At 56.0% G+C, this 13536-nt stretch carries 12 protein-coding genes and 1 tRNA gene; 7 read left to right on the top strand and 6 right to left on the bottom strand.

Annotation, left to right across the window (positions count from 1 at the left end; all coding sequences use genetic code 11):
- The first annotated feature begins 161 nt into the window (after nucleotides 1-161).
- The 6 genes from FE795_RS04410 to bioD all read left to right on the top strand — a co-directional run bounded on the left by FE795_RS04410 (nucleotide 162) and on the right by bioD (nucleotide 8154).
- Complete coding sequence (locus tag FE795_RS04410) at nucleotides 162-1352, top strand: JmjC domain-containing protein (RefSeq protein ID WP_131071365.1); 1191 nt, start codon at nucleotides 162-164, stop codon at nucleotides 1350-1352.
- 433 nt (nucleotides 1353-1785) lie between these two features.
- Nucleotides 1786-3030, top strand: a complete 1245-nt coding sequence (locus tag FE795_RS04405; protein WP_003802709.1) for a benzoate/H(+) symporter BenE family transporter — start codon at nucleotides 1786-1788, stop codon at nucleotides 3028-3030.
- A 578-nt stretch (nucleotides 3031-3608) separates the two neighbouring features.
- A complete protein-coding gene (locus tag FE795_RS04400; RefSeq protein WP_230406262.1) occupies nucleotides 3609-4847 on the top strand; it encodes a cytochrome P450 in 1239 nt (412 codons plus the stop codon).
- Nucleotides 4844-6010: an aminotransferase class I/II-fold pyridoxal phosphate-dependent enzyme gene (locus tag FE795_RS04395; RefSeq protein ID WP_003802715.1), complete on the top strand. Its 1167-nt coding sequence runs from the start codon at nucleotides 4844-4846 to the stop codon at nucleotides 6008-6010. Before FE795_RS04400 ends, FE795_RS04395 begins: the two co-directional genes overlap by 4 nt.
- A 6-nt stretch (nucleotides 6011-6016) precedes the next feature.
- Complete coding sequence (gene bioA / locus FE795_RS04390; RefSeq protein ID WP_059318732.1) at nucleotides 6017-7357, top strand: adenosylmethionine--8-amino-7-oxononanoate transaminase; 1341 nt, start codon at nucleotides 6017-6019, stop codon at nucleotides 7355-7357.
- Nucleotides 7354-8154, top strand: a complete 801-nt coding sequence (gene bioD / locus FE795_RS04385; protein WP_131071362.1) for a dethiobiotin synthase — start codon at nucleotides 7354-7356, stop codon at nucleotides 8152-8154. Before bioA ends, bioD begins: the two co-directional genes overlap by 4 nt.
- On the opposite strand, the gene FE795_RS04380 is transcribed toward bioD, so the two are convergent.
- From FE795_RS04380 to FE795_RS04355, 6 genes are all read right to left on the bottom strand, one after another.
- On the bottom strand, nucleotides 8063-8455 hold the full coding sequence (locus tag FE795_RS04380; RefSeq protein WP_059318730.1) for a FecR/PupR family sigma factor regulator: 393 nt from the start codon (nucleotides 8453-8455) through the stop codon (nucleotides 8063-8065). The two genes, bioD and FE795_RS04380, sit on opposite strands and share 92 nt — an antisense overlap.
- A complete protein-coding gene (locus tag FE795_RS04375) occupies nucleotides 8448-8768 on the bottom strand; it encodes a sigma factor-like helix-turn-helix DNA-binding protein (RefSeq protein ID WP_131071361.1) in 321 nt (106 codons plus the stop codon). The genes FE795_RS04380 and FE795_RS04375 overlap by 8 nt, the downstream gene beginning before the upstream one ends.
- 364 nt (nucleotides 8769-9132) lie before the next feature.
- Nucleotides 9133-10266, bottom strand: coding sequence for an outer membrane protein assembly factor BamC (gene bamC, locus FE795_RS04370; RefSeq protein ID WP_003802720.1), 1134 nt, complete (start codon nucleotides 10264-10266; stop codon nucleotides 9133-9135).
- Entirely contained in the window at nucleotides 10263-11168 is a 906-nt protein-coding gene (dapA, locus tag FE795_RS04365) for a 4-hydroxy-tetrahydrodipicolinate synthase (protein WP_003802721.1), read from the bottom strand. Before dapA ends, bamC begins: the two co-directional genes overlap by 4 nt.
- Nucleotides 11169-11247: 79 nt before the next feature.
- Nucleotides 11248-11898, bottom strand: coding sequence for a site-2 protease family protein (locus FE795_RS04360; RefSeq protein ID WP_003802722.1), 651 nt, complete (start codon nucleotides 11896-11898; stop codon nucleotides 11248-11250).
- A 160-nt stretch (nucleotides 11899-12058) separates the two neighbouring features.
- Complete coding sequence (locus tag FE795_RS04355) at nucleotides 12059-12685, bottom strand: L-threonylcarbamoyladenylate synthase (protein ID WP_131071360.1); 627 nt, start codon at nucleotides 12683-12685, stop codon at nucleotides 12059-12061.
- 239 nt (nucleotides 12686-12924) lie between these two features.
- On the opposite strand from FE795_RS04355, the gene FE795_RS04350 reads away from it, so the two are divergent.
- A tRNA-His gene (locus FE795_RS04350) sits at nucleotides 12925-13000 on the top strand.
- Nucleotides 13001-13536 lie beyond the last annotated feature (536 nt).

Genomic DNA, 13536 nt, shown 5'->3' with positions numbered 1-13536 from the left:
CAATCATTCTTAGCCTCCCCACCGTGAATCAATCACTCTATTTCGTGAGTATTTCTCTGGATTCTTTGCGCTGGATACGCCTGATACGCAGGCTAGCCATACACCGGGACAGACCGGATCAGTTAAGCTACGGACTTACTTAATTCTTGTTCGGGCAGTCCATGAATATCGACCAGCCATTGACCCTTTTGGGCGGCATCAGCGCGCATGAGTTCATGCAAACCTACTGGCAACGTAAACCCTTATTGATACGCGGCGCCATCCCTAATTTCAAGCACTCGCTGAGCATCGACAATATCCGTGAACTGGTGACACGCGAAGAAGTCGAGTCCCGTCTGATTATCCATGACGGTGAGGACTGGGAAATGGAAACCGGACCATTTGACGAGCTGCCGCCTGTCTCCCAACCCAACTGGACTGCGCTGGCCCAAAGCGTGGATTTGCACGATGACAATACTGCCGCGCTGATGCGACAGTTCCGCTTCATCGGTGATGCTCGTCTGGACGATGCCATGATCAGCATCGCCTCTGATGGCGGTGGCGTAGGCCCGCATTTCGACAGCTACGACGTGTTCCTGCTGCAAGCCCACGGCAAGCGTCACTGGCGCATCAGCCAGCAAAAAGACCTAAGCCTGGTGCCTGACCTGCCCTTGAAGATTTTGCGCAATTTCCAGGTAGAAGAAGAGTTCACCCTGGAACCCGGCGATATGCTGTATCTGCCCCCGCACGTAGCACATGACGGGATTGCGATTGGCGACTGCATGACGATTTCCATCGGCTTTCGCTCGCCTACTCAGGCAACGCTGGCCCGTGGCTTGATGGATGCCGCATCGGATCAACTGGCCGCTGCCAGCGGCGAAGGCTTTGGCCTGTACGCCGACCCACCGATGCCCATGCCCGAGGCCATGCAGCAGCGCTACACCGACCCGGATGCACAGGCCAGCACCACCCCTGCCGCCTTGCCGGAAAACCTGATTCAAAAGTCGCTGGATGCATTGAACGCCATTCGTTTTGATGAAGCGCTGGCCTCACGGTTCCTGGGCGTCTGGCTGACCGAATTGCCCAGTAATAGCTGGTTTGACATTGCCGAAGACCCGGTGGATCTGCACGATCCCGTGCTGCCTGAAGGCCGCTTGGCTTTGGACCGCTGCTCGCGCATGATGTACCGCGGCGATGAGCTGTATATCAACGGTGAAGTCGCCCCCTGCCCTGCCAGCCCGGCGCTGAAATTGTTGGCTGATCAGCGTGAGCTCCCCACTTCTGGCGATGCTTTTGCAGAGCTGGATGAGGACGAACTGGAAATGCTGAATGCCTGGCTGGACGACGGCTGGCTGCAGTTCAAGGAAAACTGAGCACCGAGCCACTAGCTCTGGCGAACTCAGCAAAAAAGCGGGGCAGCTTGCAGGCTGCCTCGCTTTTTTATTTCTAGCCACCAAAGAATCGAAAGCCCACTATTTGCGGTTGCGGTTGCGGTTGCGGTTGCGGTTGCGGTTGCGGCAACATTATTCACGCCGTACAACAAGAAAAAGTACTATTATGAAAAACGCGATTCACAAGACGAGCAACTCGTCATAAAGCCACCATTAGTGGCTTTGCAGCCCAGCTTCAATCCAGCTCGGGCCACACCCAAAAATCACGTAGCCACTCCAGTCCGTATAGTCAGGCACCTACCTAATTCAAAAGTGGTCTGTCATACAACCAAAAAGCGTCCTATCTGAACAGTCCATTTAATCGCTATAAATAGTGCTCGTTTGTCATCTCTCCTTTTGGAAAGCGCAGAGCACTATGTCTACCTCACGATCATCCTCATCCTATTTAGTCAGCGATTTGATCCCGCCCATTGTAGCCGGTCTGATCTCGGTCATCGTCAACTACGGCGGCACTTTTATTCTGGTTTTCCAGGCCGCCAAAGTCGCCGGCCTCAGCCCCGAGCTGACTGCCTCCTGGGTCTGGTCAATTTCTATTGGTGTGGGCGTGACAGGTCTGCTCCTGAGTTGGGTCTCGCGCGAGCCCATCATCACCGCCTGGTCCACTCCGGCCGCCGCCTTTCTGGTCACGGCGCTGGCCAGCACGCCGTATCAGGAAGCAATCGGCGCCTACCTGATCTCGGCAGCGGCGTTTGTCGTCCTGGGCCTGTCATCCTACTTCGAGCGCCTGATCCGCCTGATTCCCAACGGTATTGCCGCCGGTCTGCTGGCGGGGATTCTGTTGCAATTTGGCATAGGGGCATTTGGCAGCATGACGCTGGACCCGACACTGGCAGGCCTGCTGATTCTGGCCTATCTGGTCATCAAGCGATTCTCGGCCCGCTATGCCGTGGTCGGCATTCTGATTCTGGGCCTGACATTTCTACTCCTGGAGCAGCGCGTCGACCTGAGCGGCCTGAAACTGGAGCTGGCCGCGCCCGTGTTCACCATGCCGGTGTTCACGCTCAATGCCTTGCTGAGCGTAGCCTTACCCTTGTTTCTGATCACGCTGACCGGCCAATACATGCCCGGCATGCTGGTCTTGCGCAACGATGGCTTTCGTACCAGCGCCAACCCAATTGTGTGGGTCACCGGCCTAGGCTCGCTCATCATGGCCCCCTTCGGCTCCCACGCCATGAACGTAGCCGCTATTACCGCGGCCATCTGCACGGGCCCGGAAGCACACCAGGACCCATCCAAACGCTGGGTAGCCGGCATGGCAGCCGGAGTGTTCTACATTCTGGTAGGTGTGTTTGGGCTAACGCTGGCCGCTGTATTCATGACCTTCCCCGCGACCTTTATCACCACGCTGGCGGGATTAGCGCTGTTGGGCACCATAGGTGGCAGCCTGGCGGGGGCCATGGCCGATATCAAATCACGTGAAGCAGCCTTGATCACCTTTTTAGCTTCAGCGGCCAATATCACCCTGTTCGGGATTGGCGGAGCATTCTGGGGACTGGTGATTGGCCTGCTGGCGTACTTCATTTTGAATGGGACGTTGCCGCAGCGTAAAACGGAAAAGCTGGCTACTGAAGGAGTCCCCGCGGCTTCTGATGCTCGGTGACTAATTGGAATGAATGCAGGCTAGGGCTGTGGTCTTAACCTGCATTTGCGACAGGGCCGCCGCCAGCAACGGCTTAGCAATTGGACATTTGATAGCCAATTATTCAAAGCCAGCTAAGCTGCTGAAATTAAAAAACTTTTCAGCGACTTATATAGCAGAAAACCTTGCATGTGCATGATAGTGACCCACAAGCTTTTCAAAGCTGCTTAGGCAGCAAACATTGCAAGTGCCGTGCGGGCCCTGTACCTGATTTTCTAAGCTGCCTACACGGCAGCAAACTAGAGCGTTTATCCCTAAACGCCAAACAGGTTCTACCTTATGGCTTTTTCTGCCACCGAAACCCTTTTCCCAGCCCAGTTCATAAGCATCTGATTTTAAATAAAATCTCAAAATCAATAAAAAAGGGTTCTGCAAGCAGAGGATAATCATCCCGAACTCACCGACCAAGTTTATTGTAAAAAATAGTCACACAAGCTAAAGCAATTCCACCCATCAACAGCAAACAGACTTCTAATTCACCCAAAACACCCTGAAAGAATTAATAGACACAATCTCCTGACTGCCTCTTTCCCGCTCAAATGCTAGCCTGCGTTGGCTTTGGTATTCAGGAATACGGTGTCATGTTTGGCGATTTCAATCTTGCGTCTCCCTATGCGGCTTATGCCCGCCTTCGCCAGGGTCCGCCCTTGGTGTGGGATGCGAATTTCTGTGGCGGAGCCTGGCTGGTTCACAGACATCAGGATGTGCAGGCCGCTCTGCGCCATCCCGATCTCAGTGTGCGCCGTGTTGGCGGGTGGGTATCTCAGGCAGGAGCCCCTCCCTCCCCTCGTCTACAGGCTTTCAAGGGTTTGATGGCCAGGACGCTGGTTTTCCTGGATCGCCCCCGTCATACCCGCGTCAGGCGGGTTGTAAATGCTGCCTTCAGCCCGCAGGCGTTGCGGGACATAGACCGCAGCATTGAAAATCGCGTGACGCACCTTCATAGCGCTTTTACAAACCAGCTGCGCCACGGCCCAGCAGATCTGGTTGAGCAGGTCTGCCGACCGCTTCCGGCCTTGGTCATGATAGATCTGCTCGGTTTGCAGCAACTGCCTTTAGCTGTTTTTCAATCCTGGTCAGAGCAACTGGCACGTTTCATTGGGCAAGCCACGCCGGACCTACCTTTGTTAATGGATACGCAGGACGCCTTGCTGGATATGGCTGACTTTCTGGGGAACAGCGCCAAGCTGCAAGAAGGTGGGCTGGCCTGGCGACTTTTGCATGACGAGCAGCTCTCCCTTCAAGGCAGGCGCGAGCGTTTGGCACAGTCCTGTATGTTGCTCTTTGCAGGCTATGAAACCTCCCGGCATCTGCTGAGCTCCCTGTTTCAAACGCTGCTTGACGACGCCAGCAAGCTGCAGGACCTGCTGTTGAATCCGCAGAAAATTCCCGCAGCGATCAAAGAGCTGCTGCGTTACGACAGCCCGATTCAATACACGGCAAGACGCTTGATGCAGGACCAACACTGGCACGGTCAGCATTTGCGCAAAGGTCAACTACTGCTGTTGCTCTTGGGTGCTGCTAACCGGGACCCGGAAGTTTTTTCCCATCCCGACGACCTGGACTTCAGCCGCAACAATCAGGCCGAATTGTCCATGGGTTACGGGATTCATCATTGCCTGGGTGCGGGTTTGGTGCAGTTGGAGGCCAAATTGGTACTTGAGCAGTTCCTGCCTTTGCTGCCTCGCCTGCAATTGGCTCAAAGAGAGCGTATTCAGCTTCCCGCCTACAGGGGCTGGAACCGCCTGCTGGTTCACTACCGGGCCATGCCGTCATGAGTGCTTTTATCGCTCACCTGGATCAGCAACTAGAGGCCTTGAAGGCCCGGAAGCTGTGGCGACAAAGAGCAATCTGCCACCCCTTGCCGGACGCGCATATCGAGCGCAATGGTCAGGTCTTGCTGAGTTTCGCAGGCAATGACTATCTGGGCCTTAGCCAGCACCCGCAACTCAAACTGCTGGCAGCACAAGATGTAGCCGGAGCCACGGCCTCCCCACTGATTTGTGGGCATCATGCGCTGGCTCAGCGACTGGAGCAAGAGCTGGCAGACTGGAGCGGCTTTGAGGCCAGCCGTCTTTTTGTCAGTGGTTATCAAGCCAGCCTGGGCGTGATTCCCGCGCTGGTCGGCACGGGCGACACCATCTTCTGTGACAGGCTGAACCACGCCAGCCTGATTGATGCCAGCCGTCTGTCCGGCGCCCGTTTACGCGTGTATCCCCATAGAGACATGGCACGTCTGGATGATTTGCTCAGTCGTCCAAGGACAGGGTTCAAGCTGGTGATCTCGGACAGCCTGTTCAGTATGGACGGGACTGTTGCCCCGGTCGATGAGCTGATCACCTTATGCGAACGCCACGATGCCCTGTTGTATCTGGACGATGCGCATGGTCTGGGGGTATTGGGCGAAACCGGACGCGGCGCGCCTGAGCATTTCCTGCTCAATAGCACGCAACGTCAGCGCCTGATTTATCTGGGGACTTTTGGCAAGGCAGCCGGGCAAGGCGGCGCTTTTATTGCCTGCTCCCACAACGTGGCTGACTGGCTCACTCAATCCGCCCGCAGCTATGTGTACAGCACCGGGCTAGCTCCGGCACATTGCGCATCCTTGCTGGCTTGCCTGCAACTGATCAAACAAGCCCAGCCCCAGCGGGCTTTGCTGAAAGAACACATTCAAACGCTGCAAAGCTTGAGCCAGGATCTGCCCTGGCGTCTGACGCCGTCCGACACGCCCGTGCAAAGCCTGCTAATGGGCGAGGTGGAACCTGCTTTACAGCTGTCCGACGGCCTCCTGAAAAAAGGGATTTGGGCACCGGCCATACGGCCACCCACCGTCCCCCGCCATCAAGCCCGCTTACGTATTTCCCTGTCTGCTGCCCACCGGCAGCACGATATTGAAAAACTGGTTCAGGCATTACATGAAGCCGCCCACTCTTTACGGTGATTTGTCATGAATTCAAACTCTTTTCCCCCTTTGGCTCAACGCAGTTTGCAGACTGTCTGGCATCCTTGCACGCAAATGCAGCATCACGATCACGGTGTGCCGCTGCTGGCAATCAAACGCGCCTCGGGTGCCTGGCTATATGATGTCGACGGCAATGCCTATCTGGACGCCATCAGCTCCTGGTGGGTGAATCTGTTTGGACATAGCCACCCGCATCTGGTGCAGGCAATTAGCGATCAGGCTCAGCAACTGGATCACATCATGCTCTGTGGCCTGACTCATGAGCCGGTTGTGCAGCTTTCCGAACGATTGGCCGCCTTGAGCAGCCATCGTCTGGGGCATGCTTTTTATGCCAGCGACGGCGCTTCTGCCGTGGAAATTGCTCTGAAACTGAGCGTGCATTACTGGCGTAACCAGGGGCAGGAACACAAGCACCGTTTTGTAGGCATCGCGCAGGGATACCACGGTGAAACGCTGGGCGCGCTGGCCGTCACCGATGTGCCTTTGTTCCGGGAAAATTACGGTGCGCAACTGGGCCAGCACTACACGGCAGCCAGTCCCGATCTGCGCCAGGCCCATAGCCCGGACGAACACCCCCCGGTCACCGCAAAGGCACTGCAATCGTTGGAACAGATTCTGGAGAGTCATCACGACATTGCCGCCGTGATTCTGGAGCCGCTGGTGCAATGCGCGGCTGGCATGCAGATGCACTCCCCCGACTATCTGCGCGGGGTGCGCGAGCTGTGCGACCGCTATCAGGTGCATTTGATTCTGGACGAGATTGCCGTGGGTTGCGGGCGTACCGGCACCTTCTTTGCCTGCGAGCAGGCTGGCATCTGGCCTGATTTGCTGTGCTTGTCCAAGGGAATTACCGGCGGCACGCTGCCCTTGTCCGTGGTGCTCTCCAGCCCCACGATTTATCAAGGGTTTTATGACTCGGATTTGCGCCGCGGGTTTTTACACTCCCATTCCTACACCGGCAATCCCTTGGCCTGCCGCGCTGCGTTGGCAACCCTGGATCTGTTCCAGCAATACCCCGTTTACGAACTGCAAAAAACATTGGCTCAAGCACTTGATGAAGGCTTGCACACGCTGAAACTGCACTCTCCTAAGATGCAGCATCTGCGCCGCTGCGGGGTGATCTGGGCCTTTGACCTGGACACAGGCCCGGCTCGTTACGATCACCAGGGCTTTGCCCGACGCTTTTACCGCTCTGCCCTGCAGCAAGGACTCATGCTGCGCCCTATCGGCAATACGGTATACCTGATGCCCGGCTATTTATGGGGCACGCAAGAGGTGGAGCATTGTCTGAATGGCTTGGGTCAGTTGTTGAGGGAATACGCATGAAAGCCTGCTTTGTGACTGGCACGGACACGGAGATTGGCAAAACACTGGTCAGTTCCGCCTTACTTCATTTGCTAAGCCAAAGCGGCGCACGCACGCTGGGCATCAAGCCTATTGCGTCGGGAGCCGAGGAAATAGAAGGCCGTCTGCATAACGAAGATGTGGACGCGCTGGCCCGGCACTCCAGCCTGAAGCTGGCACCGGCAACCTTGACACCGTACCTGTTTGAGCCCGCTGCGGCTCCCCACATCCTGGCCGATCAAGCGGGAATCGAACTAGACCCAGCGTTGATCAAAAACATGGTTCAAGCGGCGACGGAACATGCCGACTATGCCATCGTGGAAGGAGTGGGCGGTTTCATGCTGCCCCTGGGACAGGGGCGAACAGGTATCGATTTAGCACAGGCTTTGCAGCTCCCTGTCGTTCTGGTGGTGGGTCTGCGTTTGGGCGCTTTGAATCACGCGCTACTGACGGCTCAGGCCATACGCACCAGCGGTTTGAGCGTGCTGGGCTGGGTGGCCAACCTCATCGACCCGGAGATCCCTTATGCCAAGGAAAACCTGCAGACGCTGCATGACTATCTACCCGGCCCTTGCCTGGGCGTCATTCCCAGACTGAGCGCTGCAAGGCTGGATGACCGTATTCAGCAAGCGGCACAGCATCTTCAGTCACCTTGGCACAATGAAGACCAGGCAGATTCAAAAAGGCCTAAACAAAGTAGCTGCCCACGGTTCCCAGCAACGCCACGCCCAGCAGCAAGCACAGCGCTCCCCCCAGCGCAAAGCGCCAGGCAGGATTGATGAACCAGGCGTCCACACCGCGATTTAACAAACGCAGAGGCCACGGTCTCTGCACGCGGCTCATTGCCTCTTGTTGCAAACGGGTACGCAGGCGACTCACCTGCTCCTCACTGATTGCATCCATGGCTTCCCACTCCAACTTCCAGCGCAGAAAAGCAGCCTGATGCTCGGGATCAATCGTCAACCAGGCGCGAAAGGCAGACTGGCTGCGGGCATCGTTCTGATACTGGGGCTCGTGCTGTTTGAGCAGCCAATTCAAGGCCTGCTCATCAATGTGCTGCAGGTGCCCCTCCTTACACATACGAGCCCGCCGAACGCGGCATCGCCCCATCTACCCGATGGAACCGCGCCGGATCATGACGACACGCCCGCATGGTCATGCGTATATAGTGCTCCACCACTCGTGAACTTGTGCCCATTCGAGTGGCGATCTCTTTATAGCTCAGGCCCTCGAAACGATGCAGCACAAAAGCTTCGCGGTGACGACGAGGCAACGCCTCAATCAGCGCCAGCAGTCGAGCCTGCGGCTCTGAAGAAGCGGAATCATCAGCTTGTTGGCCCCGCCGCGTAGGCCAACACAAGCGTAAACCATGACGGAAAAACAATTTCAGCATGGACGACTCCTCAATACACTAAACGATAATAGTTCCTATTATCTTTACTGTCTTATGGAAAGTCCAGTCCTCCTCGATAAAGCTCCACCCCGCTCATCCACCCAAACGGACGAAGGCAAGGCTTCTTACGAGCAGTCATAGACTTCACCGGAAACGCACCGGCACTCCCAACTAACCCAACGGCATTCCGTGCAGCCATTGAGCGGTCTTTACCTGAGCGGCAGCAGACTCATGAGGTGAACAGACTGGTTGTGGACTCAATGACTTAGCATCAAGCCCGGTCAGGACGAATGGCGGACATAAAAAAAAACCCTGGCAATAACCAGGGCTTTTTCCAGACGGCTCGCAGGCCGACTCAAGACAATCAACTACCGGGACGCAGATTGGTGGACAGCACATTGATAATGCGCTTGGCCGTCGCTGTCGTCTGCTCCTGACCTTGCTGATCCAGCACGGTCACGCGGGTACCGGCTCCTTGGGCACGCAGCTTGATGCGGAACGGCGTGGCTTCGGCCGTATTGCGACTGCCAAAGATGCGGCCAAAAATGTTTTGCTGTTCAATCTTCTCGCCCGTATCCGAATCCAGATAGCGAATAAAGAACTCACCCGCTGAGCGGTCACGATCCTCAACCGAGAAGCCGGCCGAATCGATAGCCACGCCGACACGACGCCAGGCTCGATCAAAGGACTCGTTCAGCAGCAGCTCTGCCTGATCGCCCTTGTCCGAAGCCTGAACCTGAACGCTGGACGGGTCCTTGGCGGCGTTGGCCACCTGCTCACGAGCGGTTTCAATATCCGATCCCAGGAAGACCATCATGCGAGCCAGCATGGCCGCGTTCAGACCCGGATCCTCTTTGGCGAACACCCATTTAAAGGCGGTGCCATCCGCGGTGGGCGTCTCTTCCATGTGTTGATGGGAGACGTAGATTTCGGTCTTGTCGCCAACACGCTCAAAGCGGGTACGGAAGCGGTCACGTTCACCGCTGTCAAAGACCTGATCGATAATGGAACCCAAGGCGCTGCGAATCCAGCTTTCAGGAATCTTGGCCCGGTTCTCTGCCCAGTCGGTCTGGATCAGGCCGGCACGGGGGTCCTGCGACTGAATGGTGAACCCGTTATCACCCCAGAAATCAATAATACGGGGAAACAGATCCTCCACGGGGCGGTCGACAACCAGCCAGCGCAGATCACCGTCACGCATCACCTTGATAGCGTCGGATTGCGGCAAAATCTGATCGGCTCCGCCTTTGGCTTGCTGCGCATTTTGACCTTGCGAGTAAACCGAATAGGAGGTCACCCCTTCTGGGGCACGATAGTGGGCATCGCGGTTGGCCTGGGTCAGATCCGGCGGAATGCTCAAGGGATCGCCCGCAACCGTACTCTTGTAATTCACCGACTCGCCCCGGCCCATTATCTGGTCCACCGTGGAGCAGCCCGACAGCACCAACAGGCTCAGAGACAGCCCGATCAGGCTTTTATTAACTGGCTTAGCAATCATGGAAGAAGATCCGCAAGTTTCAAGGATTGACGCAGCAATTCGTGATGCTGTGCATTTAACGGCGTCAATGGTAAACGATATCCCAGCTGAGTAAGGCCCATTTCTGCAACGGCCCATTTCACGGGAATGGGGTTAGCCTCGACAAACAGGTTCTTGTTCAAACCTGCCAAAAAGGCATTCAAACGGCGTACCGTGGGTACATCCATATCCAGAGCGGCCTGACACAACTGGCTCATCAGGCGTGGCGCCACGTTGGCCGTCACGGAAATATTGCCCTTGGCGCCCAGCAGGATATACGAAGCAGCCGTAGGATCATCGCCGCTGACCACAATAAAATCTTCCGGCGCATCACGCAGCAGCAGTCCACCGCGCGCCAGATCGCCGGTTGCATCCTTGATGCCAATGATGTTGGGAATCTGCGCAAGACGCAGCACGGTGTCATTTTGCAGGTCTGCGACCGTGCGGCCTGGCACGTTATACAGGAATTGGGGCAATTCCACCGCTTCTGCAATAGCGCGGAAATGCTGGTACATCCCTTCCTGGGTAGGGCGATTGTAATAAGGCACCACCGACAAACCGGCGTCTGCACCCACTTCCTGCGCATGACGCGACAGCTCGATGGCTTCACGGGTGGAGTTGCCACCGACTCCGGCAATCACGGGAACACGACCGGCGGCGTGCTCTACAGCCACCTTGATCAGTTCGGCATGCTCATCGACCGACACCGTAGGCGACTCGCCCGAGGTTCCAACGACCACCAGCACACGTGTTCCTTCCTGTATGTGCCAGTCGATCAGCTTTCGGTAAGCGGCAAAATCCAGACCCCCATTGGGATCCATGGGTGTAACAAGGGCAACCATGCTGCCCTGAAAATTGGAAATAGCAGAGTCCGAACTTGCCATGATGAGATGAATCTCCGGGTTTAAGGCCCAACAGCCCAAAAAAATATTGACTCACAAGTTTAACGGATAAGCCGTTAAATCATAAGAACCATTTCAATACGCCTTCGCCCAGGGCAATCAAAGGACGCATCAGGGTCCAAAGCACGCCAGTGAACATCAGCAAGATCAGAATAACCATGCCGTAAGGCTCAATACGGGAGTAATGATAGGCCAAACGATCCGGCAAGAGACTAAATACGATACGGCCGCCATCCAAGGGAGGCAGGGGCAACAGATTCAAGGCCATCAAGACCAGATTGACCTGTACGCCTGCAATGGCCATACCCATCCAGAAGCGGCTGTCGCCCTGCCCCAGCTTGACCATCAAGTGTGCGTACAAGACCCACAGAATCGCCATCAGCATATTGGAAGCCGGTCCGGCAAGAGCCACCCAGAGCATGTCACGTTTGGGGTTGCGCAAGCGCCCCCAATCGACCGGTACCGGCTTGGCCCAGCCGAACAAAATGCCGCCCATTCCCATGAGTGCGCTGGACAGCAAGAGCACGGCAGGCACCACAATCGTGCCGATAGGGTCGATGTGGCGCAAGGGGTTCAAACTGATGCGTCCGGCCAGCATGGCGGTCGGGTCGCCAAACATGCGGGCGACATAACCGTGAGCCGCTTCATGCAAGGTGATGCCGAAAATGACTGGCAGAGCATAGACCGTCAAGGTCTGTATAAAAGAGTCCATGGTGATCCTTGGTCCAGGCCGGCAACTGATCCGATTGTGCATACACACGGATCAGTCGCCTGCAAACAGCCCGTCTGATTGAGACAGCGAGTGCTGCCTCAAGGTTCAGAATTGAAACACGGATAGGCACCTGGACGCGAGTTTTGTGCAAACCCGGAGTTCAGGACAAGCCCAAGGTAGCAGGATCACCCGAACCATGACGCTGCACTTGCGGCGTAGGGCCGGTCAGATCAATCACAGTGGTTGCCTGCAAGGGGCACGGTCCGCCATCCACAACCGCGGCCAACTGATGCGCATAACGGTCCAGAATTTCCTGGGCATCATTTAAGGGCTCGTCCTCGCCCTCGGGAATCAGGGTGGTGGAAATCAAGGGGCTGCCCACCTGTTCCATCAGAGCCAGAGCCACTTTCTGATTGGGAACCCGAATACCGATCGTCTTGCGAGAGGGGTGGGACACGCGACGGGGCACCTCCTTGGTCGCTTCCAGAATAAATGTCCACGGACCGGGGGTAGCCATTTTCAGCAGGCGGTACTGCGGGTTGTCCACTTTGGCAAAGTGGCTGATCTCGGCCAGATCACGGCACAGCAAGGTCAGATGGTGGCGATCGTCCAAGCCACGCAGGCGCCGCAGGTTATCAGCGGCGGACTTGTCGTCCAGACGGGCGACTACGGCATAGCTGGAGTCAGTAGGAATGGCCAGCAGCCCTCCCTTAGCCAGTAGTTCGGCGGCCTGGGCCAATGCGCGGGGTTGAGGATTTTCGGGATGAACGACGAATAATTGAGACATATCGCGCTTCCTTGCTATTACGAGGGAAAAACATTAAACCTGAGTCACACACTGCCCGGCAAGACCGGGGCGGGGTTCAGGGTCGAGGTATTCTTGCACAGGTGTTGCACTATTTAAAAAAAGCGTGCTAGAATACATTTTTTACTTCACAGCAAGCCTTAAACGGCAAGCAACAAGTAAAAGCAGTAAATTAATAAGTACTTAATATGTACTGTTAATACGTACTGCACCAAACAGTGGTGACCGTAGCTCAGTTGGTAGAGTCCCGGATTGTGATTCCGGTTGTCGTGGGTTCGAGCCCCATCGGTCACCCCAAAATTTACCGCTTCCCAGGTTTTGCGTATCTCCTTAAAGGGTGACAAAATCAGGAACTGGAAAAATACTTGAAAGCCCGCCTCGTAGCGGGCTTTTTTGCGTTGGTTCATCGTAGCAAGTTTGGCACCTTCGCACACTCCCGACAAGTTCAGGCTGGACAATAAACTGTGTTCGATTGTGAACCTCGGACACGCCCTACCCAAGGCTCACTCCGCCTCTATCAGAAGGGACAGTACGACATATCAAGGCGCCCGGACCTCTTCATTTTTTTTCTGCACTCGCCCTTTGTAATAGAAACTGGCACAAAACCACGCTTTCTTATACTCTAATCTGTCCCATTTTCTGGAAATTTGCTGATGACATTCGGTTTCCCCTGCTGGGATCAGGCACCCGCTAACTGGGACTGGCTTGCACAAGATGAAGACGGCCAATGGTTTTGGTATGGAGTCCAGCCCAGTCCTGGAATAGGCGGAGGCGTCTGGCGCTCCCCTTCCCGTCTGCAACAGTTTGCCGCTCGCGGCAAACCAAACCCATCC

The organism is Alcaligenes ammonioxydans, from assembly GCF_019343455.1.
Lineage (GTDB): Bacteria > Pseudomonadota > Gammaproteobacteria > Burkholderiales > Burkholderiaceae_B > Alcaligenes > Alcaligenes ammonioxydans.
The sequence above is the reverse complement of the archived record's forward strand: the minus strand, read 5'-3'. Positions and strand labels throughout refer to the sequence as shown.